The 23,822-nt window shown below is 64.9% G+C and carries 24 protein-coding genes; 7 read left to right on the top strand and 17 right to left on the bottom strand.

What is annotated here, in order from left to right:
* Nucleotides 1–6: 6 nt before the first annotated feature.
* The 4 genes from LL253_RS14845 to LL253_RS14860 all read left to right on the top strand — a co-directional run bounded on the left by LL253_RS14845 (nucleotide 7) and on the right by LL253_RS14860 (nucleotide 5,469).
* Complete coding sequence (locus LL253_RS14845) at nucleotides 7–1,449, top strand: DUF6504 family protein (protein ID WP_456115076.1); 1,443 nt, start codon at nucleotides 7–9, stop codon at nucleotides 1,447–1,449.
* Nucleotides 1,446–3,542, top strand: coding sequence for a PHP domain-containing protein (locus LL253_RS14850; protein ID WP_228227681.1), 2,097 nt, complete (start codon nucleotides 1,446–1,448; stop codon nucleotides 3,540–3,542). The genes LL253_RS14845 and LL253_RS14850 overlap by 4 nt, the downstream gene beginning before the upstream one ends.
* A 39-nt stretch (nucleotides 3,543–3,581) precedes the next feature.
* Nucleotides 3,582–4,951, top strand: a protein-coding gene (locus LL253_RS14855) for an IS3 family transposase (protein WP_150289884.1) whose coding sequence is annotated in 2 segments (ribosomal slippage) — nucleotides 3,582–3,936 and nucleotides 3,936–4,951 — 1,371 coding nt in all. Because the reading frame shifts where the segments join, the coding sequence is not laid out codon by codon here.
* A 35-nt stretch (nucleotides 4,952–4,986) separates the two neighbouring features.
* Complete coding sequence (locus tag LL253_RS14860) at nucleotides 4,987–5,469, top strand: SOS response-associated peptidase family protein (RefSeq protein WP_240334147.1); 483 nt, start codon at nucleotides 4,987–4,989, stop codon at nucleotides 5,467–5,469.
* Here LL253_RS14860 and LL253_RS14865 read toward each other — a convergent pair.
* The 7 genes from LL253_RS14865 to LL253_RS14895 form a co-directional block, all read right to left on the bottom strand.
* Nucleotides 5,466–7,088: a hypothetical protein gene (locus LL253_RS14865; RefSeq protein ID WP_139181863.1), complete on the bottom strand. Its 1,623-nt coding sequence runs from the start codon at nucleotides 7,086–7,088 to the stop codon at nucleotides 5,466–5,468. The two genes, LL253_RS14860 and LL253_RS14865, sit on opposite strands and share 4 nt — an antisense overlap.
* 13 nt (nucleotides 7,089–7,101) lie before the next feature.
* On the bottom strand, nucleotides 7,102–8,760 hold the full coding sequence (locus LL253_RS14870; RefSeq protein WP_150289885.1) for a hypothetical protein: 1,659 nt from the start codon (nucleotides 8,758–8,760) through the stop codon (nucleotides 7,102–7,104).
* Between the two features lie 177 nt (nucleotides 8,761–8,937).
* Nucleotides 8,938–9,351: a hypothetical protein gene (locus tag LL253_RS14875; protein ID WP_228227682.1), complete on the bottom strand. Its 414-nt coding sequence runs from the start codon at nucleotides 9,349–9,351 to the stop codon at nucleotides 8,938–8,940.
* Nucleotides 9,352–9,619: 268 nt separating this feature from the next.
* Nucleotides 9,620–9,820 (bottom strand): hypothetical protein, encoded by a 201-nt coding sequence (locus LL253_RS14880; protein ID WP_066703418.1) that lies wholly within the window; start codon nucleotides 9,818–9,820, stop codon nucleotides 9,620–9,622.
* Between the two features lie 46 nt (nucleotides 9,821–9,866).
* Nucleotides 9,867–12,926: a MobF family relaxase gene (gene mobF, locus LL253_RS14885; RefSeq protein ID WP_150289886.1), complete on the bottom strand. Its 3,060-nt coding sequence runs from the start codon at nucleotides 12,924–12,926 to the stop codon at nucleotides 9,867–9,869.
* A gap of 3 nt (nucleotides 12,927–12,929) precedes the next feature.
* Entirely contained in the window at nucleotides 12,930–15,224 is a 2,295-nt protein-coding gene (locus LL253_RS14890) for a type IV secretion system DNA-binding domain-containing protein (protein WP_030090598.1), read from the bottom strand.
* Complete coding sequence (locus LL253_RS14895) at nucleotides 15,214–15,504, bottom strand: hypothetical protein (protein WP_030090597.1); 291 nt, start codon at nucleotides 15,502–15,504, stop codon at nucleotides 15,214–15,216. The genes LL253_RS14890 and LL253_RS14895 overlap by 11 nt, the downstream gene beginning before the upstream one ends.
* A gap of 658 nt (nucleotides 15,505–16,162) precedes the next feature.
* Between LL253_RS14895 and LL253_RS14900 the strand changes: the two genes are divergently transcribed.
* Nucleotides 16,163–16,381 carry a hypothetical protein gene (locus LL253_RS14900; RefSeq protein ID WP_030090596.1) on the top strand — a complete coding sequence of 73 codons (219 nt, stop codon included), beginning with the start codon at nucleotides 16,163–16,165 and terminating at the stop codon, nucleotides 16,379–16,381.
* Nucleotides 16,382–16,494: 113 nt separating this feature from the next.
* On the opposite strand, the gene LL253_RS14905 is transcribed toward LL253_RS14900, so the two are convergent.
* The gene (locus LL253_RS14905; protein ID WP_062787863.1) at nucleotides 16,495–16,722 is read right to left on the bottom strand and encodes a hypothetical protein; all 228 of its coding nucleotides are present in this window, start codon (nucleotides 16,720–16,722) and stop codon (nucleotides 16,495–16,497) included.
* Between the two features lie 731 nt (nucleotides 16,723–17,453).
* Here LL253_RS14905 and LL253_RS14910 point away from each other — a divergent pair.
* Nucleotides 17,454–17,618 (top strand): hypothetical protein, encoded by a 165-nt coding sequence (locus LL253_RS14910; protein ID WP_157077779.1) that lies wholly within the window; start codon nucleotides 17,454–17,456, stop codon nucleotides 17,616–17,618.
* Between the two features lie 72 nt (nucleotides 17,619–17,690).
* Here the strand turns inward: LL253_RS14910 and LL253_RS14915 are convergent, their stop codons facing one another.
* Nucleotides 17,691–18,269 (bottom strand): hypothetical protein, encoded by a 579-nt coding sequence (locus LL253_RS14915; protein ID WP_030090593.1) that lies wholly within the window; start codon nucleotides 18,267–18,269, stop codon nucleotides 17,691–17,693.
* 211 nt (nucleotides 18,270–18,480) lie between these two features.
* A complete protein-coding gene (locus LL253_RS14920) occupies nucleotides 18,481–19,455 on the bottom strand; it encodes a DUF2493 domain-containing protein (RefSeq protein ID WP_150289887.1) in 975 nt (324 codons plus the stop codon).
* Nucleotides 19,456–19,967: 512 nt separating this feature from the next.
* Between LL253_RS14920 and LL253_RS14925 the strand changes: the two genes are divergently transcribed.
* Nucleotides 19,968–20,324: a hypothetical protein gene (locus LL253_RS14925; protein WP_066703409.1), complete on the top strand. Its 357-nt coding sequence runs from the start codon at nucleotides 19,968–19,970 to the stop codon at nucleotides 20,322–20,324.
* A gap of 32 nt (nucleotides 20,325–20,356) precedes the next feature.
* Here the strand turns inward: LL253_RS14925 and LL253_RS14930 are convergent, their stop codons facing one another.
* From LL253_RS14930 to LL253_RS14960, 7 genes are all read right to left on the bottom strand, one after another.
* Complete coding sequence (locus tag LL253_RS14930) at nucleotides 20,357–20,677, bottom strand: single-stranded DNA-binding protein (protein WP_062787869.1); 321 nt, start codon at nucleotides 20,675–20,677, stop codon at nucleotides 20,357–20,359.
* Between the two features lie 656 nt (nucleotides 20,678–21,333).
* Nucleotides 21,334–21,771 (bottom strand): hypothetical protein, encoded by a 438-nt coding sequence (locus LL253_RS14935; RefSeq protein ID WP_030090590.1) that lies wholly within the window; start codon nucleotides 21,769–21,771, stop codon nucleotides 21,334–21,336.
* Nucleotides 21,772–21,774: 3 nt separating this feature from the next.
* A complete protein-coding gene (locus LL253_RS14940; RefSeq protein ID WP_037505398.1) occupies nucleotides 21,775–22,035 on the bottom strand; it encodes a type II toxin-antitoxin system Phd/YefM family antitoxin in 261 nt (86 codons plus the stop codon).
* Between the two features lie 190 nt (nucleotides 22,036–22,225).
* Nucleotides 22,226–22,738, bottom strand: coding sequence for a DUF736 domain-containing protein (locus LL253_RS14945; protein WP_062787872.1), 513 nt, complete (start codon nucleotides 22,736–22,738; stop codon nucleotides 22,226–22,228).
* Between the two features lie 163 nt (nucleotides 22,739–22,901).
* On the bottom strand, nucleotides 22,902–23,222 hold the full coding sequence (locus tag LL253_RS14950) for a DUF7673 family protein (protein ID WP_228227683.1): 321 nt from the start codon (nucleotides 23,220–23,222) through the stop codon (nucleotides 22,902–22,904).
* 73 nt (nucleotides 23,223–23,295) lie between these two features.
* A complete protein-coding gene (locus LL253_RS14955; protein ID WP_062787874.1) occupies nucleotides 23,296–23,625 on the bottom strand; it encodes a hypothetical protein in 330 nt (109 codons plus the stop codon).
* On the bottom strand, nucleotides 23,622–23,816 hold the full coding sequence (locus LL253_RS14960) for a hypothetical protein (RefSeq protein WP_083216155.1): 195 nt from the start codon (nucleotides 23,814–23,816) through the stop codon (nucleotides 23,622–23,624). Before LL253_RS14960 ends, LL253_RS14955 begins: the two co-directional genes overlap by 4 nt.
* Nucleotides 23,817–23,822: the final 6 nt, after the last annotated feature.

The raw sequence follows: 23,822 nt of genomic DNA on the forward strand, positions 1-23,822 counted from the left end.
CCGCTGGTGACCGCGGTGCCCGATCACGGCAGGAAAGTCATTGCTGCCGTCGATGCCGAGGCTAAGGCGCTCGGTGTCCGCGTCGGCATGACCGTGACGAAGGCCCGAGCGTTTGCCCCTGAATTGCAGGTCGTCGATGCCGACCCGGAGGGCGACCTGCAGGGACTTCGCGATCTCGCGCTATGGGCGGGCCGCCGATACTCACCCTTCGTATCACCGGATGCGCCCGACGGAATCTGGCTCGACATCACCGGCTGCGCGGGTCTCTTTGGCACCGAGAAGGCGCTGCTCAAGGATCTCCATCGCCGTGTTGCCGCGTCGGGGCTGGCTCTGCAGATCGCTGTGGCCGACACTGCAGGCTGCGCCCATGCCGTTGCGCGGCATGTACCCGCCGGCCGGCCGGTCACGATCGAGCCGGGCGGACACCGCACTGCCATTTCCATCCTGCCGATATCGGCGTTGCGATTGCCAGGACGCGAGGTCGAAGGTTTGCGCAAGCTCGGATTTGAGCGGATCGAACAGCTCATCGGTGCGCCGCGCGGCCCTCTCGCCAAACGGTTCGGCCGCGAATTGCATCGGCGGCTGGATCAGGCGCTCGGCTTCGTGCCCGAGCCGATCGAGCCGATCTACCCTGAACATCTGCCGCGGGCCCGTCGAGGTTTCATGGAGCCGATCGCGACACCTGAAGCCTTCGCCCAGGTGATCGGCGATCTCGTTGCCGATGTGGTGGGGCAGCTCACCTGTATCGGCAAGGGTGCTCGCCGATTGGATTGCTATTTCCACCGTGTGGACGGCCACAATCAGGCGATCCGCATCGGGACCGCAACCGCATCCCGCGACGCAGGCCATCTCGCGAAATTGCTGTGCGCTAAGATCGAGACGGTCGAGCCAGGGCTTGGCATTGAGGCAATGACCCTCGTGACGCCGCTGGCTGACGCGCTCGCGGCCCAACAGGATGAAGGGTTGGAAAGCCCGCGACGCGGGCCGAACCTCGCCTCTCTGGTCGATGCGCTCGCCAACCGTTTTGGTCCACGGAGCCTGCATCGGGCGGCACCGCACGCGAGCAGTATGCCTGAGCGCTCGATCACCACGATGCCCGCCCTTGCGAAAGATAGCGGCGCCCAGTGGGACGATGACCTCCCTCGCCCCGCCCGCATGTTGGATCGACCCGAGCCAATCGACGTGGTCGCCCTGCTGCCAGACGATGCCCCTCGCCTCTTCGTGTGGCGTCGAAAGCGCTATCGGGTGACCCGAGGCGATGGTCCGGAACGCTTGCACGGCGAATGGTGGCGCGAGAGCGGCAATGAGGCCGACAAGGCGCTGATCGTCCGGGATTATTATCAGGTCGAGACCGAGACAGGCGGTCGGTACTGGCTGTTCCGGCTCGGTGACGGCGTAAATCCGGCTACGGGCACCATGCGCTGGTTCATCCACGGTGCGTTCGCATGAGCGAGGTCGACGCCAACTATGTCGAGCTGCAGGTTACGACGCACTTCAGCTTCCTGAGGGGCGCATCATCCCCCGAGGAGCTGTTCGCCGCGGCCGCATTGCTCGGATTGCCTGCTCTCGGCGTCGTTGATCGAGGATCGGTCGCCGGCATCGTCCGGGCCTGGGATGCCGAACGGACCACCGGCGTTCGTGCCATCATCGGATGCAGGATCGATCTGAGCGACGGCACGGCGCTACTGCTCTATCCGACGGATCGCGCAGCCTATGGCCGAATGTGCCGACTGCTCAGCATCGGCAAAGAACGCGGCGGCAAGGGAGCCTGTCATCTCGACTGGTCGGATGTCGAACAATGGAATGACGGGCTCATCGCGATCCTGAGTCCTGACCGGGCAGACGTCGGCACCGAGGCCGCCCTTGCGCGGACGAAACGGATTTTCGCCGACCGTGCCTATCTGGCTCTGACGATCCGGCGGCGACCGAAAGATGCGATCCGGCTGCGTGATCTCGCGAACCTGGCGGCTGCGGCTCGCGTTCCTACGGTCGCGACCAATGACGTGCTCTACCACGCGGCGGAGCGCCACATGCTGCAGGATGTTGTCACTTGCATCCGGGAGAAATGCACGATCGACGAATTGGGCGCTCGGCGCGAGCGGTTCGCCGATCGGCATCTCAAGACCGGCCAGGAAATGGAGCGGCTGTTCCGTCGCTATCTCAAGGATGCGTCGCCCGTCTCTCGCACGCTCGAGATCGCAGCGCGGTGCAGTTTCAGCCTTGAGGAGCTCCGTTACCAATATCCGGATGAGATCAATGTGCCCGGCCGGACGCCGCAGGAGGAGCTGGAGCGGCTGACCTGGGAGAAAGCCCCCGACCGCTATCCCGAGGGGGTCGATGACAAGGTGCGCTCGCAACTGGTGCACGAACTGAAGCTCATCGCGGACCTTGAGTATGCGCCCTATTTCCTGACCGTCCATTCCATCGTGACCGAAGCGCGGCGGCGCGAGATTATCTGCCAGGGACGTGGGTCGGCCGCGAACAGTGCCGTTTGCTACGTGCTGGGCATCACCTCGATCGATCCGGTGCGCTCGGAATTGCTGTTCGAGCGTTTCGTGTCGGCCGAGCGGCGCGAGCCGCCCGATATCGACGTCGATTTCGAGCATGAGCGCCGGGAGGAAGTGATCCAGTGGATTTATGAGACTTATGGGCGGACGCACTCGGCGCTGACGGCCGTCGTGACCCGCTATCGCGCGCGGGGCGCGGTCCGCGAAGTCGGCAAGGCGCTCGGCCTGAGCGAGGACATGACGGCGGGTCTGGCCGGGTCCGTCTGGGGATGGAGCCAGGATGGCGTCGAGGAAAAACACGCGGAAGAGCTCAATCTGGACCTCGCCGACCGGCGCCTGGTGCTGACCCTGGAATTGGCCCGTCAGCTCATCAATACGCCGCGCCATTTGTCGCAGCATCCTGGCGGATTCGTGCTGACGCGCGATCGGCTTGACGAACTGGTGCCCATCGAGCCGGCTGCGATGGAAGATCGACAGGTGATCGAATGGGACAAAGACGATATCGATCTCCTGGGCTTCATGAAGGTCGATGTCCTGGCGCTGGGCATGTTGTCGTGCATGCGGCGGGCGTTCGAGTTCATGGAGAATGACAAGGGCCTGAAGCTCGATCTCGCGACCATCCCCGCCGAGGATCCGGCGACCTACGCGATGATCCGCAAGGCCGATACCTTGGGTGTCTTCCAGATCGAGAGCCGCGCACAGATGGCGTCCATTCCGTTGATGGCGCCGCGCACCTTCTATGATCTGGTCATTCAGGTGGCGATCGTGCGCCCCGGGCCGATCCAGGGCGATATGGTCCACCCTTATCGTCGCCGGCGCAACGGCGAGGAGGCCGTCACCTATCCGACCGAGGAACTGCGGCGCGTGCTCGAGAAGACCTTGGGGGTGCCGCTGTTTCAGGAGCAGGCGATGCGCGTGGCCATCGAATGCGCTGGCTTCACACCGAGCGAAGCGGATCTGCTTCGGCGCGCGATGGCGACGTTCAAGCTTGTCCGCCGTCAGCGCCAATGGCACAGATTTGAGGTTGTGATGTAAGGAGGATTTGGGCTTCGTCGTAGTGACGAAGGAACGAAGATGAAGCCCAAATCCTCAAGCGTAAAATCGGCCCGCAAACCCAAGGCGTCGGCCGAACAGGTGGTGAAGGATATCCGGCGCGCGACACGCCGGCATTTCTCGGCGGAGGACAAGATCCGCGTGGTTCTGGAGGGCTTGCGCGGCGATGACAGCATCGCGGAGCTGTGCCGCAAGGAGGGCATTGCCCAGGGCTTGTATTATACTTGGTCAAAGGAGTTCATGGAGGCCGGGAAGCGTCGGCTGGCGGGCGACACCGCCCGTGCCGCGACGAGCGGCGAGGTACAGGATCTGCGCCGTGAGGCGCGTGCCCTGAAGGAGGCCGTCGCCGACCTCACGCTCGAAAACCGGCTGCTGAAAAAAAGCATGATCGCGGATGGGGGAGACCCCGAATGAGGTATCCGGGATCCGAGAAGCTGGAGATCATCCGCATCGTCGAGCAGTCGCACCTGCCGGCGAAGCGGACCCTCGACCAGTTGGGCGTCGCGCGGCGGACCTTCTACCGATGGTATGATCGCTATCTCGAAGGCGGCCCCGAGGCGCTGGAGGATCGTCCTTCCGCGCCGAGCCGGGTCTGGAACCGCCTCCCCGGCGCCATTCAGGACCAGATCGTCGAGATGGCACTGGAGCAGTCCGATCTGTCGCCCCGCGAACTGGCGGTGCGCTTCACCGATGAGAAGGACTATTTCGTCTCGGAATCAACGGTCTACCGCCTGCTCAAGGCGCATGACCTGATCACCAGCCCGGCCTTCGTCGTGGTCAAGGCGGCCGACGAGTTCCATCGCAAGACCAGCCGCCCGAACGAGATGTGGCAGACCGATTTCACCTACTTCAAGATCATCGGCTGGGGATGGATGTACCTCTCCACCGTGCTCGACGATTTCTCGCGCTACATCATCGCCTGGAAGCTGTGCACCACGATGCGGGCCGAGGACGTGACCGACACGCTGCAACTCGCGCTCGAAGCCTCAGGCTGCGACCACGCCACCGTCAGGCACAAACCAAAGCTGCTCAGCGACAACGGACCGAGCTACATCGCCGGCGAACTCGCCGACTGGATCAAAGCCCATGACATGAGCCATGTTCGCGGCGCTCCGCTACATCCCCAGACCCAGGGCAAGATCGAGCGCTGGCACCAGACCCTGAAAAACCGCATCCTGCTGGAGCACTACTTCCTGCCTGGCGATCTCGAACGGCAGGTCGAGGCCTTCGTCGAGCATTATAACCATCGCCGCTATCACGAGAGCCTCGACAACGTGACACCGGCCGACGCCTATTTCGGCAGGGCCGCCGCCATTATCGAACGGAGGAAACGCATCAAGCGAAAGACCATCGAACAGCGACGCTTGCTTCACCGCAAGCTCGCCGCCTAAACATCAACCCCAGACGAGGCCCGATCTCCTCTTCTCTGCGCAACCATCTGCGCCAAATGTCCCGACGACGGACAATGCAAGAAATGGAAATGGTCGAGGCCCGGTGGGGCTCCAATCCACGCTTCAGCGGCGGGGCCTCCTTCCGCTTCGTGCGCTCGGAGGGCCAGATCTTCCCCAGCCAGCGCTGTCTGGTGCCCGCCTCGGAATTCCACATGACCGTTAGCGGCGGCAAGCAGTATCGGGTGCGGCTCGAAGACGGCAATTTCTTCTATCTCGCGGCGATCTGGGAGCCGGCCATGGCAGAGTGGCCCCTGTCCTTCCGGGTCATCACCGTCGCGGCCAATCCTGAAGTCAGCCACTATCAGGATCGACACGATGCCATCATCCTGCGCCGGCAACGCATGCAATGGCTCGACCACCTGCTCCCAGAGATCGACCTTCTCGAAACACCGCCGGCCCGCACCTTCATCGTCGAGGAAATAAACGGCGGCCCGAGGCAGAAGAGGCTTGCCGTCTAGTCCGGGATCTGGATTTCCATCGCCGCCATCTGAGCGATCAGCTCTGCCCTGGTGATCCGAACATCAAAGCGCCATTCAAGGAGCCGCACACCGTGGCGAGCCAGCAGCGCGCGCTTTTTCTCGTCGCGGAATTGCGTGAGCTTGAACCCCTCTTCGCCGCCGAAGAGCGTCACGGGCGCGTAGTGCTGCTGCCCCTGATACTCGATGGCGAGGCCCAGCTCCGGCACATGGATATCGACGGACTGCATGCCGAGGAACGCCGGGCGCCATTGATGGACCGCGGAGGGCCATAGGGTTCGAACCAGATCGAGCAGCGCCACCTCGGACACCCAGCCCCGTCCGATCTCGGGAATCGACCTCTCGCGGCGGAACGCCTCTTCGGCAGCGACCATGGCGGTCGCAAAGAACGCGGATGCCCCGGTGTCGGCGGCCCCGATGTTGATGGAGAAAATCCGGCCGCGCCGCGCACCGTGGTTCGTGAACTGCGCCATATGACGCCGATAGGCGGCCCAATCCGAAGCGGGCGGCATGGGCGGTATCATGGTCGACCCGAAATCCGGCCGAAGCCTGATCATTTCCTCCAGGACAGGCGGCTCCAGCGTGAATTGCGCATCGAGATGGCCCAGGAATGCCTCGAATTCCTCCAGCAGACGCCCCGCAATGAGCGATGATTCCGCATGTTTGCGCGCCAGTACGCGAATATCCTGCGCGCGCAGCGGCGATCCTGTCAGGAATCTGAGATAGATGACCTCGTCGAACAGAGGCTCACGATCGCGGCCGGGCACCGCCTCGACCAGCGTAAGTGCCTCGTCGAGCCGATCAGCCTGTGTGAGTTCAAGAACGCGCTGCCAATGCGGATCGGGATCCCAAGGTTCGCCATCGACATCCGGAAGATCACCTGGGAGGCCGGTGCCGTCAGCGCCACGCCATTGGTCGCCAAGCAGGCGTGCCTGCAATCCGTAACTCCGGGCCCGTTGATTGTCTTCCCATACGCGGGCAGTCGGCAAGGCTGGATCGAGGGGATTGGGCGTCCAGGACTGACCTTGGGCGATTCCATCGGGCCGCATCACATAGCCGATGTCGAATCCCGCGGCGGCGTAATCAGCCATGGCGAGATCGCCGATAGCTTCAACGATGCGCTCGAACAGCCGGACCTGATCCTGACGGACCCCGATCGAGAGCAGGACGCGGCCACGCGCCGAGATCTGCCGGAAGATGCCCGGCGCATGGACGGAAAGCTTAACGGCGCGTTGCCGCCGGATCCCCGGCCCTTCGAGGAAGTGAATGCGATGGGTAATGTCGTCGGGGAAGTCGGGATAGCTCAACGGCACCGGCTCCACCGCCTTGGGCACCCGCTTCTTGGGCGGCGCCTCCGGTCCATATTCTGTCAGCAGCTCACCGCAGAGCGCCGATAGTCGAGTGAAATGAACGGCCGTTGCCGAGCCTGCCGCGCGTTTCCCTGCGAGCGTCGCGTAGAGTTTCTGCCACTTTGCCAGGTCCTTTCGATAGAATTCGCGGGACATCCGGCTGCGCAACGTATCCTCATGGAGCTTGGCTGCCTCACGGAACGCCTGAAGACCGGCATCTCCCTCTTCCGGTGACGGGGGCTTGAGCTCCACAGCGCGCACCCGGTCAGTCGAACGACGGCGAGCCGTCGGCCCAGCCCGACGCCTGCCAGAGGATATTGAATTGCTCCTGCAGCTGCGGCTGCATCGGCGCGGCAAGATCGGTCACCTGAAGCTCAGGCAGGAACAGCTCGGGCTTTCGGATCTTGCGACCGCCACCGCGGGCGCGCGTCAACTGGACGTCTTCCACTCCCCGGAATGCGATGGAAACGAGGCCGGAACCGGCCAGGCCCACGTCGGCGAGCACGGCGGCAAGACGCTCGAGATGGGCGGCGATCGATGCTTCCAGCTCGCGACCATTCACCAGGATCTCGGGATCATCGTCGATCCGGGCGCCGATCATCGCCTCGAATTCAATCAGGCCGGGTCGAACAAGGCGCGTGCGCCACCGGGTCTCCGGGTTATTTTCGGTCTGAATGAGCGGCAGGCCATAGCTCCACCATTGGCGCTCATCCGAATCTGACTGAACCCGGACCTGGCTGTCAGGCGGAAAGCGGAGCGCCGCAGCGAGGACGGTCTTTGGATCGAGAGCCGGCCGATCCATCGCAGCGAGCGGCACAATGCGCAGCGTCATGCTGGGCATGGCGACGATCTCGGGAAGCCCTCCTCGCATCCGGTCCGCCGCCAGCTCTGAAATCGCGGTCCGCGCGGCCTCCCAGCGGGGATCCACCTGCGGCGCCGTTGGCGCCGGCGGCGCGACACGAATTCGGGAGCGCCCAACCTTCTCGAACGCATCTATCGCGCCGATCAGCGTTCCGGCGCGCGCATTGAGTTCCCGGATCGCATCCAGGGTGACCTGCTGCGTGCCGTGCCGCACGTCATAGTCGGTCTTCGGCCAGACCATGTTGGGGTTCCGGTCCATCACATGGATGCGCTCATAGACCAGCTCCATGAGAGAGGTGTTCGCCGCGCGAAGCGCCATGGCGGCCTCCTGTAGCGCGGTGTCCTCGAAATCGAAGGCAGCGCCCGCCCAGGTAGCAGCCATATCATCGAGGGGATCGAGTGCCTTGCGCGGATAGGGCGTCCCGAAATTATGCTCGCGCAGGAACTGGCGCAGCAGCTCCGGGATTTGCTGGCGATACCGCTGCAACAGCTCAACATCATGAGGGTGAGGTTCGGCCGGCGGCGCAGCCGCCATAAGAACCTCGTCGTCGAGAATCAGGCGAAGAGCGCTCTCCAGATCCTTCTGAAGCCCTGCCCGCGCCGCCTGGCGCTCCTCGTCGGTCGCGTCGGCCGGACAGTGGAAGAGGATCGGCCGTTTGAAATGGGTGAGGTCGAACGGAAGAGGATGCTCGTCGGGATGGCCCATCGCTGTGTTCATGACGCCGATCATCCTGCCCCACCCGCGCGATTTTAGCGCCCAGCCATGCTCGAGCAGGACATTGGGGTTGGGCGAGAGCTGGCCCTTGGCGCGCGTGGCAACGTGCGTGAGGTCGGACAGGAAGGCGACCGCCCGGTCGATCTTTCCGAAGATGGTGTCCGCGAGCGGCGGCATGCCCGGCACATTCACAGTGTCGCGATCGGCGCGAAGCTCACGATCGGCGGGATCAACGTCGGCGTCCGCATTGACGGTTCGAATGGCGCGGTCCAGCGCCCACTGAATCAAGCCGCGACCGATCCGGTTCTCCGTGTCGCTTTGCCAGGAATAGAAGATTTGGTGCGGCATTCAGGTAGCGATTCTCGTCGTTATGGTGGTCGCCCTCGCTAACATGCCTGCCTGGCCCAAGCATCATGGACGCACTTTCCCTCGTCGAATGATTGTCATCAATGACACTCTACCAGGCGTTTCGGGGTAAAGTGTCATTGATGGCATCTTAGGTTCTGGTGGGGCGGGCCGCCCCGGTCAAAGCGGCGCTGGTCGAGAGCCCATCATCCGCGTCTCCAGATTGCCGCCGGGCCGACGATGCAGGTCGATGACGTGACCCATCGTCGGCGTGAACTCTATCAGACTGGCCACCGTCTCGTAGGATGTGTTCGGCCCGAAATAGCGCCTCGCGCCGTGCCACTTCCGCCCCTCGATCAGGCGGACCCGGTACGTACCCGCAGGCACCGGCAGGGACACCCGGTCATTGGCGGCAACATAGATCGACAGTGCATGGGCGTTCGTATCCGGGTCCACCAATTGCACCACCGTGTTGGAATCGGCTGCCTCGATCGTGAGATTGCTGCGTTTGATCAGACCGATAACATTGGCCCCAACCGTAACCGACCCGCTCCGGAAACGGCTGCGCCGGCTCGAGATCAGGAATCCAGCCATGACGCTGCGCGTCCCCATAGAATGGGATCAGGATCAGCAGCAGGCTCAGCACCGGCAGGGCGAAACGGACAGCGATCGCCGCCGCAGACGGTTGTCGGCGATATCGCTGGTGGCGCGGATCAAGCCAGGCCGCCTCGATCCGCCCCCTACCCTCGTTCCATCTCGTCCGGTTGGCGCGCTGTCTGTGGCGCGCTCGCATATAGTCGCGATCATCGATGCCCATTGGACAGCCGCCTCCTGCCGAATGTCCGGGCCGCCGACGTCCGGATCAAAACCAACCGCCCTTGCGGCCTTCGCCCGCGTCACGAAGGTTTCGGCCGTCGATGGCGGAGCGGCGGATCTCCAGCTCGACCTCATCACCCTTGCGCCGGGTGCGGAAGTCCGCATTGCTGAGGCCGTTGCGCCGGGCATAGTCCTCGGCGGCCTTCTCGCTGCCGAACTTGCCGCCTTCGTCAAAATCCCATGCCATCGTCACTCTCCTTGCTTTCAGCCGGCACCGCGCCGACCGTTCGTCATCAAAGATCAAGGCCCAGGCTGCGCTCGGGCAGCGGCGGCAGCAGGTCTGCCTTTTCGGGCTTGAGATCCGGGGGCGCCTTGAGGCCGTCGCCCTTGATCGGTGCTGCGGGCTCAAGCGGCCCGTCCGGAAGGGGGGGAAGATCGGCGAGGATGTCCGGCTGATCCGCGAGGTTGATCCCGTCGATCGGGCCGGGATCGAACTTCACCGGCTTGGCGCCGCCCTTCTTGCCGTCGATATCGAGGCGGCCGACCGTCTCTAGGGCCGAGGTCTTGTTGCCGGCATTGTGGTCGAGCTGGCGTTCGAGCTTTTCCTTATCGTCCACGATCATGGTGAGTTCGTCGCGCACCCGCGTCACGCCCACATTGAACAGGCGCTGGTTCGACAGGTTGCGCTCATGGCTGTCCATGACCGTGATCGCCTTGTCGGTGGTGATGCCCTGCGCCATGTGCATGTTGAGCGCGTAGGCGAGGTCCAAACGCGAGAGCATCGGATCGCCCGGCGCCAATGTCAGGGTCTGATTGCCCGCCGTCTCGACGGTGATGCCCGAGGCATCGGCCGAGATGATCCGGGCGAGCGCCGCGTTGTGCAGGTCGCGCGGCTTGTCGTTCGCGGTCCAGCGGATGCGATCCCCCTCGCGGACATGCAGATCCTTCTTCTCGGTGAGTTCGAGCCGGTCCCGCTTTTCGGTGGGCGAGAGGCGCTGCGGGTCGAAGCGAATCTTGCGGCGCCCATCGACCAGTTCGACCTTGCCCGAGGGCAGCACCCTGGAGACGTCATAGCGTCCCTGCGCGAGCCCGACGTCCTGCGCGCCGCCGCGGCCGACATCGAGGGTGAGGCCGGGCCGATAGCTGGCGGCGTAGCGAAGCTCCTCGCGGGTCAGGTTCACGCGGTCATAGACGATGAGATGGATGCCCTCGCCCCGCACGGTGCCCTCGGCGGCAAGGCCGTCCTGGATGCGCTGGTTGATGATGGCGCGGGACTCCCGGCCAGACGCAAACACCTGGGTCGCGGCACGGTCGTCCGCCCCCAGCGCGAGCCACCTGTCGGCGGCCTCTTCGGGCGGGTTCGCGCTTTCGTGGACGTTATCGCCCAGCACCTTCATCGCCTCGCCCGCCTTACCGACATTGGCGAGCGCGGCGACGGTGCGCAGCGTGTCGGTCCGCTGACGGATATTCTCGTCCATTCGGGCCATCGTGCCGCCGGCGGCCTGGATCATCGCGAAGGACTTGCCGGCGTCGATCGAGGAGAGCTGCTGGCGATCGCCAACCAGCACGAGCTTGTCGATGCCGAGCGCCTCGACGATGCTGTGAAGCTTCAGCATGTCGGCGCTGGAGACCATCGAGGTCTCGTCCACGACCAGCATCGCGCCGCCGAGCCGCTCGCGCGCCTCCTCGTAGCGCGGCGTATCGCGCTCGGTCAGGTAGCGCTCGTTGGCGAGCACGAACGAGGCGATCGTCTGGCTCTTGATCCCGGCCCCTTCGGCGAGGTCGGCGACCATCTTGTTCTGGAAGGCCAGGCCCAGCACATCCTTGCCTTCGCCTTCCGCGATCCGGGCAACCGCCTGCAGCATGGTCGACTTCCCGGCGCCGGCGACGCCCTGGACAGTCACGGTCCGATCTTCGGAGGAGAGGATCAGGGTCGCGGCTGCGAGCTGCCCCGCATTGAGCGGGCGATCGGCGACCTCCTGCAGGCGGGCGGGCCCATCCTGCGCGGGGAGTATCGGCACCGCCTTGCCCACGCCCGCATCGACCGCCTTGAGAACGGCTTCCTCGGTGCGCAGCGCCTCCTGGGTGGTCACCATCCGGACGCCCTTGTCGCCGGCGCGGGCGACACCGGGGATTAGCTGGCGGTTGTCGTAGAGCTGCTCGATCCGGTGCTCGACCGTCTCGATGGTGACGCCCTTCAGGCCGAGGTCCAGCGCGGTCTTGGAGAGCTTGTTGACGTCGAACGCCGCCTCGCGTTCGGCGAGGATGCGGACGGCCGAGGCTACCGCCAATTGCGTCCGGGCGACGGCCGGCGATTTGGTGGCGCGGGCAAGGCCGCTGTCGATCAGCGGATCGGGCGAGCGAAGGAAGCCGCCGATGAGATCGCGCGCGCCGGCGATCGCGTCGGTGACCGCCCGGAAGCCCCGCTCCAGCTTGTTGTCGGCGGCGCCCTGCCCTGCCCGGGCCAGCGCCGAGGCGAGCAGTCCTTTGCCGTCGAACCCGAGCTCCGCCGCCTTGTCGATCCATCCTTTGAGGAGCCCGTCGCGGTCCTCGACATTGAGCTTGGGATCGCGGGTGGTGGTGGTCACGCCGTCGCGCCCCTTGGCCGAGACGATGCCGAGCTCGGCCGCCTTCTCGAGGATCGCCTCGCGCCGTTGGCTGAAGGCATCGATGATCGCCTTGGGCACGCCCATGATCTCGAACGTGCCGTGCTTGCCCTTGAGCTCGACCTGGTAGCCGAGCTTCTCCAGCCCGGCGCGCAGGTAGGCGTGGTAGATCGCCCCGACGACCGCGTTATTCGACCAGATCTTGTCGGCGTGCAGCGCCTGCCATTTGCCGTCGGGCATCTGGGTCAGATTGGCGATGACGGAGTGGACATGGGCCTGCGGATCGAGCGCGCGACTGGTGTCGTGCTGGAACAGCGCATAGACGAGCTTGCCGGTCGGCACCGGCACCTTGCGACCCTCGACGTCCTTGCGCCCTTCGGCGAGATTCTTCTCGACCCAGGCCATGGTTTTCTGGACCGCGACCATGTTGGCGGCGAGCACCCGCTTGTCGCCGGCGACATAGGCCATGACCGACACGGACTTGGGCGCGGAGAAGGTGAGGTCGACACCGTTGCGCCGGTTTTCGACCTGGGCGACGCCCTCTCCGCTCGGCAGGACGCCGCTCAGAATCTGCTCGAAGCTTTCGCGGCTGACTTCGCCTTCAAGCGCGAGGGCTTCGGCCCCTGCCCCGCCCCAGGCACTGACCTCGGAGGAGCCATCGGCCGTGTAGTAATTGTCCTTGAAGTCGTCCTTCGCGAAATAGTTCGCGGCGCCTGATGCGGAACGGACGGCGGCGACCGAGAGCATGGATCAGATCCCCATGTCGAGATCGTCCTGGTCACGGCCCGCGGCGAAGCCCTGACGCAGTTCGATGAGGGTCTGATCCTCGACTTGCGGCGCCTGCGGTGACGGTCCGCGCCGGTCGTCGGCGGGCCGCTGGCCGGTCTCCTGCTGGGCGTCCCTGCCGCGCGCGCCGTCCTCCTTGCCGCCGCCCGCTCCCTTCGCCTGCGGGGGCACCGGCCGGTCATCGCTACGCGGGGCGGTACGATGGGTTTCGGCGGCCTGGTCCTCGCTCGGCGACTGCAGGATCCGCGCCGCCATTTCCTTCGCAAGATTGGTTGGCTCGACCACCTCATCCACGATCTGGACGGCGCCGTCCCTGCCGCCGGCCTCACCGCCCTCCTCGTCGAAAATCTCCTCCCCGCGCTTGGACCGGACGGGCTGCATCACGGGACGCTTCAGGAAGCCCGGCGCCACGATGGGGTAGTTCTTCCATTCGAGAAGGATGCGCGCGGCCGGGAAACCGTCGGGGAATTTCACGAACCCGTGCATCGAGGGCAGGTTGGTGATGTCGTCGGGGATCACGAGGGGCTCGACCTGCTTGCGCGGAGTCAGGGTCGAGGCGTCGCGATTGTTGTTGTAGCCGTAGCTATAGGCCTCATCCATCTGCCGCACTTCGCGGTTGCCGATGTACTGCGAGCACTCCTCGGCGGTCTTGAACTCGCTGGTCGCGAGGATGAGCTTGGAGCGGGCGAGCGAGGCGAGATTTCGCGCGCCTTCCTCGCCATAGACCTCGACGAGCTTCTGGAAGCTGTGGAGCCCCAGGATCATTGCGCCGCCGAAGTTCCGCGCGGTCTGCAGGCCCTTCTCGATCGCAGGCAGGCGGTGCAGCGCGCCGACCTCATCGAACATGAACCAGGTCCGCAAGCTGCGCGTGCGCGGCAGCGTCATGAGGCTGGTGATGGCGATGTTCATCCAGAGCGTCAGCAGCGGCCGGTTCATCTCCAGATCGTCGTAGTCGGAGGTGACGAACAGGATCGATCCGGGCGCGCGCTCGGTGGTCATCCAGTGCCGGATCGAGAACGGCTCTCCTTCGTCGGGCAGGAAACGCAGGACCTGCGCATTGGTGTTGAAGACGGCGCGGATCGATTCCGCCATGCGGGCCGCTTCCGGGGCGGTCAGCGGGTCGGCGATGGTGTTCGCGAGGAAGCGATGCACCCGCTTCAAATCGGCGGTCATCAGGTTCTCGGCGAGCGCCAGGTTGGTGGTCTGGCCGCGCTCCTGAAGCCGGACGCACATCTCGATGAACAGGGTGCGGGCCGCGAGCGCCCAGAAGGGCTCGGACGAGCCGCCATCGGAGGGAATGAGCGCCGCGGCGGCCGACGTGAAATGGCTGTAGGTCGAGCAGTCGTTGAAGATCGACCAGGCCGGGCAGCGCTGGTCCATCGGGTTCAGGATCGTGTCGCGCATGGGATCGTAGAAGGCTTCGACATAGGCGCCGGTGAGATCGAAGATCACGGCGCTGTCCTGGCGCTGGCGCATCTGGCTGACCAGACTCCTGAGCTCGGTGGTCTTGCCCGCGCCGGTGGTGCCGATCAGCATGGAATGGGACTGCTCGAGGCGGTGCGGATAGGGGATGCCGGCGAGCGTATAGGGATGGTGGATGCCGCCCGCCTTCCGTGTCGCGAACGGCAATTTGAGCACGGCGGCGGACGAGCGGCCGGGGAAGAACTCGCGCGCGTCCTCCGCGAATTTTTCCGCATTGTGCTGCGCGATTTCGGAGACCAGCACGGCGCGATCGACCAGCATGGCGCCGCGCTCATGGCGTTCCTGAAGGATCGAACGCCCACGCCTGCGCGAGATGTCGACGAACCAGATGGTGAGTGGCGCGACCACGAAAACCGAGACGAGGATCGAGCCGATCAGCGCCCGGATGGTGGTCTCCCAGGCCTGCTGCACGGCCGGGATATAGGGCACCACGGGCATGACCGTTTTGTAGATCTCGCCATTGGGCAGGGTGACGTTGACGCGCTTGTTGGGATTGAGGTCGACCCAGTTCCAGAGCGCCGAATAGATCTTCATGCAGACGAGCTGGAATCCGTGCTCGTCGAGGCGGATCGAGAGGATGACGAACCAGGCCGCGAGGAAGGCGAAGAACCAGACCATGATGGGCAGCCGCGCGCCCGAAAACCACATCAGCATCTCGTGGGTGAGAAGCTGTGAGCCGCGGGTGAAATTGCCCGAGTTTCGCTGCACGCGGCCGCGCGCAGAGTGGTGGGTCAGCGGGATGTTTTTCCCGTTCGAGCGGATGTCCTCACGCGCCATGATATTGCACCAGGCGCTTGTCGGTTTCGGCAACGAGGCGGTCGCGAAGCTCAGGATATTGCTCGCGCAGAATGACGTCGAGCACGAGCTGCTGGAACTCGCTGATCCGGGCCAGGCGGCGCTGGCTCGCGGTCAGCACGTCGGAGGATGAAAGGAAGACATTGAGGGCCGACCGGATGACGTCGGCGACGCTCAATTTCTGTTCGGCGGCGATCACGCTGAGGCGGTCCCATTGGGCGCGCTCCAGGCGGACGTTGTAATGCCGGTAACTGGTAGCCAAGACCAACCTCCTAGCAGGGAGGCTGGTGGGGACTGAAGAATGGCTCTATTTATAGCCGAGCGACCCGGTTCCGGCAAGTTGATCGTCATGGACCAGCAGGCCGTAGTCTCACAGACTACGCGCGAATGGCTGATTTCCGCCGTTTTTGCCCGCCCACCAGCTCGTACTACAACGTAGTCTCCTTTCCTTCCGCGCTAACCCGTTGTGAAACAACGGAACTCATGCACCTTCAGGTGCGTAGGGTGTGCTAATCCCAAGAGCCCGATCCCCTGTCCCTGGGCCTGTTACGATGTCGTCGGAGAGGAGCCGGTTGCCGGGACCGGCGAGGTACGCGCCGCCGTGAGGCGGAACGCGCGAGGCCGGTGTCACCGATCCGATCAGGGCGCGAAAAGCCCCGATGCGCAGCATCAACGTCGGCCAAAGGGCCGCGTTGGAAAGGCGAGGATCGTGACCCGAAGGGCGGAGACAAGGCGCATGCCTTGGCTCCGTGAGGTTGGGCTCTCGTTGCCTGAAGGGCATCGGGAGCCCTAGCGAATAGAGCCGTCGTCGGGCGCAGGCCCGATGCGCCCAGCCCCATGAATCTTCTTCTTCCTGCCCTCACCAACCAGCGCTATGTTCAGCCAGTTCATAGCCCGATTAGCCTTCACAAGAGGCACCTATGGCAAAGACACTGGAACAGGAGAGACAGGCTCTCGAAGAGGATCAGCGCCGGCTGGAAGAGCGGCGCAGGAAGCTCGAAGAGAAAGAGCGCGAGCAGGCGATCGCGACGATCGAGAAATCCGGACTGCTGAAGCTTGAACCTAAGCGGCTCGCCGATCTGACGGCCCGCATCAAGACACTGGGTTTCGAGGAAGTCGAAAAGCGGCTCAAGGCCTGAATCATCCCCCGCCGCGGCAACGCCGCGGCACGGTCATGGGGGGCTCGATGCCCCCCGTGACCGTTCCTCTCCCAGCAAAAAAAGGGGAGAGGCCGCAGCCCCTCCCCTATCGTTCAGAATTCGTCGATGATGCCGCCCGGCGCGGTGTAGACGATCCGGTCGATCATCGCCTGTCCGAGCGCGCCGTAGTCGCCCTCGTCAATGGCGAGGAACCCCAGCTCATCGTCCTCGACCACATGCTGGTCGAAGTAGCTGTGCATCGCGCGGCGCTCGGCATTGGCGACGGCGGCGAAGTAGGCGGCGTGCTGATCGGCGGCGGCGATGTTCGTGATCGTCTGCATGTTCGTCTCCTGTCGTCTTGAATGACAGGGGAATGGCGTCGGGCGGGCGGGACCGTGTCAGGCCTCGCCGGCTTGCCGGCGACCGCAAAGCGGCGGTGGGGGTCACGATTTTCTTCGGCGGCCACCGTCGTTCGAGATTGATGCGCAGCGCCCGATCCGCCGAAGAAAATGGTGGGGCCCCGCCGGGCTTGAGACGGTCTCGTCCGCCCGACAGAATGGGAAGACTGTGAGAGATTTTTCCTCTCGGGGAAGCGCCTCCGGCAAGGCGTAGCGGCGCGCGGACCGACGGGTCCGTGCGGCACGCGAGCGAGCCGGTGTCGTCACGATGAAACGCCGCCCCATCATGGCTTTTGCGAATTATGAGAACGGCGTGCACGGACCCTTCACCGATCTCGGCCAGCGGGCGGAGCGGATGGACAATCCACTGATCCGGGAGGGTGCTGGACAGGGCCGAAACGACTTCGCCTTGGTGTCACAGGAGGTCTGTGTTAGGCGCCGGATTGCGCTGCGAAGGCTGCGGCGCCGGGACTGGTAATCCCGTCGAGAAAGGCAGCTCGGTGTGATCTCACGCCGGGGTGCCTGCGCACATGTCCAGGTGCCTTGGCACTAAAAGCGTAGGCGCATGTCTCGACGTGTTACCAGCCCCGGCTCCCGCGCACGGCGCGGGAGCTCTCCGGGGAGGAGCGACGGCCCGGAAGCTCGCGAGGATGGACCGCGCTCGAGGTAGCGATATGGACCTCTCGGAGACGGACCCGACGGTGACACGGGCGCTTGCGCTGGCATTGATGCGGCAGGCCAAAGAGTATCTGGCGGCGACAAACGATGTCGATGCCGCCGACCAATTGCAGCGCGCGATCGATACCCTGCTGACACCGCGAACGCCGGTCGCGGCATAGGCTCGCAGCGGCATTGCGGGGCGCGCCGCGCGCGGCGACGCGCCCCTTCGCGACGTCTGGTCCGGGCGGAGGCTATGCCCATTCCAGACGGGAACTGTCGTCAAGATCTCCGGTCGCGATCAGGCGGTCGAGCCGGGACAGGTATGGGGCTGCACCCTGCGCTTCGACGCTGCGCCGGATCGCGGGATCAGCGAGGCGGGCACGGACATTGTCGACCGGGATTTCGCCGACGCTCTCCGGTCGCAGTCCAAGCCCTTCGAGCAGCGCGAACGCATTCTGATAGGCCAGATCGAGTTCGAGGCCGAGATCGGAGGTCAGCCCGACCGACAGGGTGATCGGGCCAGTGTCGCCCTCGCGATAGACGCTGACCCGGCGGCCGCGAAACTGGGCCTCATCCAGCACCGTGATGACATCGGTCTGATAGTCGAAGATGCGTGCGATGCTGGCGAGCGCCAGCGGGCAGACACGCGCCTCGAACCGATAGGAGAGATAGTCGTCCTCCGCGAAATCCGGATCCAGCAGGGTCATGTCGAGACGCTCGCCTTGGCCGCGCAGAAATTCCCGGAAGGCGGCGAGCTGGCGGGCGTTGATGACGGCGGTCTGGCGTTCCTGATGGTCGGCCGATGTGGTGATGCGAAACACAATGGACATCTCGTCCTCCCTTGCTGAACGCAGCACCCGTCCCTTCTCCCCTCTGGCCGCCTGGCGGGGCGAAGTCGGTGCGAATGGTGGCCATTGCGCGAGCGCGCCAGCGCTCAGTCCCCCGCGGCGCGAAGGGGCTCGATGCCCCTGAGCGCCGCATGTCCCCGCAGAAAAAGATGGAGAGGCCCCGGCCGAAGCCGGAGCCCCTCCAAGCGAGCACTCACGCGCTGCGCTGGGTGCGCTGGTGCGCGAGGCGGACGATGTGCAGCGGCACCCCCGCCTGCCGCAGCTTCTGGGCGAGGTTCTGCTGGATGCCCGAGCCTTCGCAGATGACGGCTTCCACCGGCTTGAGACCGAGAATGCGGTCATTGCGGACGAAGGCGGCGCGGTTGCCCTGACTGCGATCGAGGCGGAACTGGATGACCTTGACGCCGCGCGATGCCGCCCATGCGTGCGCCACGGCATCGCAGCCCTTCGCTTGCGCGGTGGTCGCGAGGATCAGCTCCGGGATGCGTGCCTTGATGCTGTCGAGACCGTTCCAGAGCAGGTCCACGTCCTCCCACACCTGACCACCGGAGAACGCCACGACCGGGCCTTCGGGGGCGAACTGCTCGCGGCGCTCCCGGGCTTTCGAGGCAAGATAGTCGCGGGCCTCGATCATCGATGCGGTAAGCGCGCTGGAAACCCGGCTTCCCCGCACCGGCGAGAAGGGCTTGCCGGTTTCGACCCGATAGACCTCGGCGGCATGGTCGCGCATGCATTCCATCGCCTCGCGGCAACCCTGGAGGGTCTGGCAGAGGAGCTGGGTGTCTTCGAGTTCGGTCGCGTAGATCTCGGACGGATCATAGCTGCGTGCGAGATCGCCGAGCTTCTTGGCGGCGTCATCCTCGCGGCCCTCGATACGCTTCGCCACGACATGGAAGCTGTTGGCGAAACCCCACGCCAGATCGGCCGCAAACGGCTCCATGCGGGTGTCGCGCAGCACGTCGAACATGGTCTGCATCATCATCTCGGTGGCGGCCCGCACCTGCTCGGGATCGGGCATGTCAAGTGCTTCGGGCGCTTCGACGATGCTGAGCTTGGCCATCTCGCTATGTTCGATGAACGCGCCCTCGTAGGTCTGGGTCAGTCCGTCATTTTCACGCGACGCGGCGACGAAGCTGGCAAGGTCGGCGAAATTGTTGAAAGAAGTCATAAAAGCCTCCGAACAAGTCGATCTCTCATCCGGGATTGGATGAAAGATGAAATCTCATCGGATGGGCCGACGGGGCTTTGTCAGGGACGCGGGGACAAGTCCCCGCGCCGCCTCGGCGGGGCGTGGGGGAACCGATTTTCTTGGGGCCAGAGCGCAGCGACGGTCCCGGGAAAATTGGGGGGACCGCGCATCCTTGAGAAAGCCCCCCAAGGCACATCACACTACGGCGATGAAGCTTGTCTGATACCGAGATGTTAGAGAGAGAATTGGATTTGCCCCGGCCGCGCGGCGGCCGGGTTAACAGCAAATCGCTCCATACTGTCCCAGGAGAAACCCCCTCCCCATCACCCCCGCAAGGTGATCGTAACCCGGCAGGGCGGAGACGCGGCAAGGCCGTGGCTCCGGGAGCCGCAGGCGAGTAGAGCGCCGGTCCCGGCCTGAGCCTGTCGAAGGGCCGGGATGCGCCAAATGATCGAGCACCGACGCCGCAGGCAATGTTGAAGGAATGAAGAGTGAAGGCCCAGATTCAGGCGAACTATGAGGAGCGTCTATCGCGATATGCTGCACTGTTGCATGGCAATGAGCCACCGGGGCTGGTGGCGAAACTCGCCGTCTATCAGCAGCTCCTGCGGCAACGTGATATTCATGGCGACCGCCTGTGGCAGATCGAGCCGATCCTCTATCCGCTGGCGGAGCAGGACGTGATCGCGCTGGTGAACAGCGTGATCAAGGTCGTCACCGATCAGGAGTGGAAGCTCCGGGATGGGGCGAGCTTCCATGTCGGCGAGTTCTACGCGATCGGCGTCGAGAACATGGTCCACAACCTCGAGACGGGGCGACGCGCGAACTTCCCGGGCCAGTTGAGCTGAAGGGCGGCGCCCGCAGGCGCCGCTCTACCGGGTCAGAAGAAGTCGATCTTGTCGGCGATGATCTCGCAGCCGTACCGGGTGACTCCGTCGCGATCCTCCCAACTCGAATAGTGCAGCCGGCCGGTGATGGCGACGACATCGCCCTTCTTGCGCGAGGCGCCGGCCTTGCCGAGGCCGTTGAAGCAGGTGACCTTGTGGAACTCTGTCTCTTTGGCGGTGTAGCCGGTGGCGTCGTCGACATAGGTCTTGCCGTCCCTGAGCTTCACGCGATCGGTCGCGACAATGAGGGTGGTGACGGCGCCGCGGGTCTCGGGGTCCTTGGCGACGCGGCCGGCGAGATTGACGTTGTTCATGGTAGTGCTCCTCGTTGGGTCCAGCGGCCTTCCCGCCGGTGACACCGAAGAGCGGCGTGCGGAGAGGGTCCGCACCGTAGCGTCAGCGGAGGGGAACCCCTGGAGGGAGTTGGCGCGGGCAGCCGCGAAGCGGCAACACGGGCGACCGGATGGGGTTGCGGGACGTCTTCGTCTCGCCGCAGGTGTCAGGAACAGGCGAAGGAAGGCTGCTGGCCGCGGCGGGGCTCTACCCGATGGACGATCGCGCGGCGCGCTGCTCTTGACCCCGGCGCCGGCGGCGGAGCGCCCTCAGGAGTTCGTGCTCAGCAATCGGTCACGGGCAAGCCCGTTCGGCGAGGCCCGCTAGACGCAGCGATCGGGATTGAGGGCAGAGCCTCGTATTGCTCGGCCTCGGCGGCCTCAGGCGCGAAATGGCAGACGGAGTTTCGCGCGGCGGGACCTTTCGCGCGCGGTATCATGCTCATCAGCCCATCGGTCGGCGGCGATCTCTTCGTCCGTAGGTCGCGCGCCCGCGAGATCGGCCCGCTGCTTGTCGCTCAAGGTCTCGGCCGTGCTCACCGCCCGATTGCCGTGCCGCTGGTTCGTTCCCATGTGTTCTCACTCCGAAGTCGCGATGATCCGCGCCGCGTGGCAAATGCGGGCGCGGCCGATACTGGTCAGGAGGTACGCTTGACCTGCGTGACCTTGCCGGCGTCGTAGGCGGCGAGCCAGCGGGTGCGGATGGTTTCGTAGAAGGCGGTTGGAAGCTGACCGTATGCAACCTCGCCCAATGGATCTCCGGGCACCGTCCGAAGATCGGGCCCGGGCCATTGAAAATAGTTGAGCTCCGTGAGGACGACCCACGAGCGATCATCATCGAGCCCGAGACGAACCTTCGTCGCGTGCGGAATTTCAACGGCAAGGCTCGTGTCGGACGGCGGCGTATGGGTCACTGGCAGGATGGTGACCATCTTGGCGCCTGCCTTATTTGTCGTCGCGAGCAGCACGGCGCAGGGACGGTCTTTGCTGCCTTCTTCGTGACCTGCCTTTGCTTCATGGCTCCAGAGATACGAGTAGCGAATTACGAGGCCGGGAACTGGATCGGGAATTTGCACTCGTCAGGACTCGACCTCGTGATCGAAGGCAGCGGCTTCTGCCGGCGCTCGCGCCGCTCGAACCCCCTCCACGATTTCCTCCGGCACGTCAGTCAACGTGAAGACCTCGCGATCGCGCCGCTTGAGCCGCTGATATTCGGCGGCCGACATCAACACGAGGCTATCGTGGCCATGATGCGTGATGGTAAGGGGCGCAACCAGCGCCTGGCGGCTGATGCGGCCGAAGGCCTTTGACGCCTCAACGGAACTGACAGTCTGGGGCATGGTGATTCTCCTGTCCGGAAAGTACGGAGTTTCCGGATAAATTTCAAGTCCTCTCTGTCGCGCGCGCGAGGACGATAGCTGAGGACACGGTCACAGGGAAACGAAGGCAGGGCCCGCTTGCCGTGAGGCAAACGAGCCCTGCGGGGTTGCCGCGCGCCGGAGGGACGCGCGCGGCAGGGAGAGAGGATCGTCAGTCGGCCATCTCGGGCGTGCGGCGACGGCGGCCATTGCCCTGCGCGGGCTCGCCGCCGAACGCGCCCTCGGCCGAGGATTCACCCAGGCCATCCGTACCGGCGAGGCCGTTCGGCTTGGCCGGCTCGTCCGCACCGGGCAGCGGCGGCAGGCTGTCGTCGGCCGGGGCGGTGTCGGTCGGCGCATCGCGGCGGCGGTTGGGACGCGACCAGACGATGTTGTACGAGCCGTCGTCCTGACGGAACGCCGAGATGTAGAGCGGCTTGTCGAGGCTGGGATCCTCGATCTTGCCGTTGAGGAACATTTCGCCGGTCGCATTGGACGCCAGCTCGAACAGTGAGCCGACCTGGACCCACTGGCGTGCCGCCGAGAGCGCGAGGATCTCGAACTTGGGCGCACGCGGATTGGCGGAATGGACGGTGCGAAGGGCGATGACGATCGCGACCGTGAGCGTCGAGATTTTGCCGGTGTAGGTGCCGCTGGCGTTCTGGGTGATGGTGCCGATGTTCATGGGAAGTCTCCTGAGAAAGTGCGCTCGAACCCCTTGTCCGAACACCTTCTCTCACCCGCTCCTCTCCTCGGCCGTTCGGCCGAGTAAGGCGCGCCAGCGCCGCTCCGACGCGCCACTTCGGCGCCGTCGGGTACTTCAGGGCCTCGCAATCACGCGATGCGTGTCAAGTCTGGGGAGCGCTTGCCGATGGCCGCCACAGGGCAATGACATCCTGCATCTCTTCGGCGAAACCGAGACCGTCGATATAGACGGCGCCGCGGTCGTTCTGGCCGAGAAAGCCGATCACGCTCGTGATGTCGTTTGCCACGTCGATGTCGAGGCCGAACATGTCGGCGATCTCGAATTGACCAAGCTCCGGGTCATTCCACCAGGCCATCAGAAAGTTCGCGACGCGGCGCGCCTGCCCGGTGTCGCCCATGGCGAGCGGGATAAGCCGTGTCAGCGCCGCACGGGCGGAATCATAATCTGTCGGTACGGACGTCATCGGTTTTCTCCGCGCGCAGAGGGTATCGAGGCGACACCCGGGCGCAAGCGTTTCTGCCTCGAACGGCCCGATCCTAATGAATCGAGCCGAACAGCCGCCGCTTGACCTCGGCCTGGTGCCGGCCATCCTTCTCGCCGATCGTCGCGGTCATGTCGGCGAGGAGCTGTTCGGCAAGCCTCGGCGGGATTTCCGCATAGGGCGTGATAACGGCGATCGCGGCCTCGGGCGTGGGAAGCTCGCCCGGTTCCGTGCCCCGCCAGATCAGCGCTTCCCCTTCATCGGGCTCATCATCGGTGCGAAAGCACACCTGAGCATAATAGGTCTGGAGCGGTCGGTCCCAGCCTACCGCCGCGCAGATGACGTCGGGATGGCCGGCCTTGGGCGGGAGAATGTGCCTGCTCATGCGTGTGTCCTCCGCATTCTGTGCGCGACGTGCCGCGCGGCGCCTTCGGCGCTGTTGATGGCCTGACCTGCTGCCGATGCCGCGCGGCGCGCGCCCGCCCTGCGCAGCAGGTTACGGGCTTCGCGCAGGCGTTCAACGGCAATCGCAATGGCTTGTCCGTCCTCGGACGTCGCGGGTGTGATGCGGCGCAAGATTAC

The sequence above is a fragment of the Sphingobium soli genome (assembly GCF_020782245.1).
GTDB lineage: Bacteria > Pseudomonadota > Alphaproteobacteria > Sphingomonadales > Sphingomonadaceae > Sphingobium > Sphingobium soli.

Bases quoted from the DNA above. Each gene is read 5' to 3' on its own strand.
- LL253_RS14915 (WP_030090593.1), bottom strand. From the start codon at position 18,269: ATGTCCATTGTGTTTCGCATCACCACATCGGCCGACCATCAGGAACGC.
- LL253_RS14940 (WP_037505398.1), bottom strand. From the start codon at position 22,035: ATGCCCCAGACTGTCAGTTCCGTTGAGGCGTCAAAGGCCTTCGGCCGC.
- LL253_RS14875 (WP_228227682.1), bottom strand. From the start codon at position 9,351: ATGGCTGGATTCCTGATCTCGAGCCGGCGCAGCCGTTTCCGGAGCGGG.
- LL253_RS14955 (WP_062787874.1), bottom strand. From the start codon at position 23,625: ATGAGCAGGCACATTCTCCCGCCCAAGGCCGGCCATCCCGACGTCATC.
- LL253_RS14890 (WP_030090598.1), bottom strand. From the start codon at position 15,224: ATGGCGCGTGAGGACATCCGCTCGAACGGGAAAAACATCCCGCTGACC.
- LL253_RS14950 (WP_228227683.1), bottom strand. From the start codon at position 23,222: ATGACGTCCGTACCGACAGATTATGATTCCGCCCGTGCGGCGCTGACA.
- LL253_RS14850 (WP_228227681.1), top strand. From the start codon at position 1,446: ATGAGCGAGGTCGACGCCAACTATGTCGAGCTGCAGGTTACGACGCAC.
- LL253_RS14880 (WP_066703418.1), bottom strand. From the start codon at position 9,820: ATGGCATGGGATTTTGACGAAGGCGGCAAGTTCGGCAGCGAGAAGGCC.
- LL253_RS14930 (WP_062787869.1), bottom strand. From the start codon at position 20,677: ATGAACAACGTCAATCTCGCCGGCCGCGTCGCCAAGGACCCCGAGACC.
- mobF (WP_150289886.1), bottom strand. From the start codon at position 12,926: ATGCTCTCGGTCGCCGCCGTCCGTTCCGCATCAGGCGCCGCGAACTAT.
- LL253_RS14945 (WP_062787872.1), bottom strand. From the start codon at position 22,738: ATGAACATCGGCACCATCACCCAGAACGCCAGCGGCACCTACACCGGC.
- LL253_RS14900 (WP_030090596.1), top strand. From the start codon at position 16,163: ATGGCAAAGACACTGGAACAGGAGAGACAGGCTCTCGAAGAGGATCAG.
- LL253_RS14870 (WP_150289885.1), bottom strand. From the start codon at position 8,760: ATGCCGCACCAAATCTTCTATTCCTGGCAAAGCGACACGGAGAACCGG.
- LL253_RS14920 (WP_150289887.1), bottom strand. From the start codon at position 19,455: ATGACTTCTTTCAACAATTTCGCCGACCTTGCCAGCTTCGTCGCCGCG.
- LL253_RS14905 (WP_062787863.1), bottom strand. From the start codon at position 16,722: ATGCAGACGATCACGAACATCGCCGCCGCCGATCAGCACGCCGCCTAC.
- LL253_RS14910 (WP_157077779.1), top strand. From the start codon at position 17,454: ATGGACCTCTCGGAGACGGACCCGACGGTGACACGGGCGCTTGCGCTG.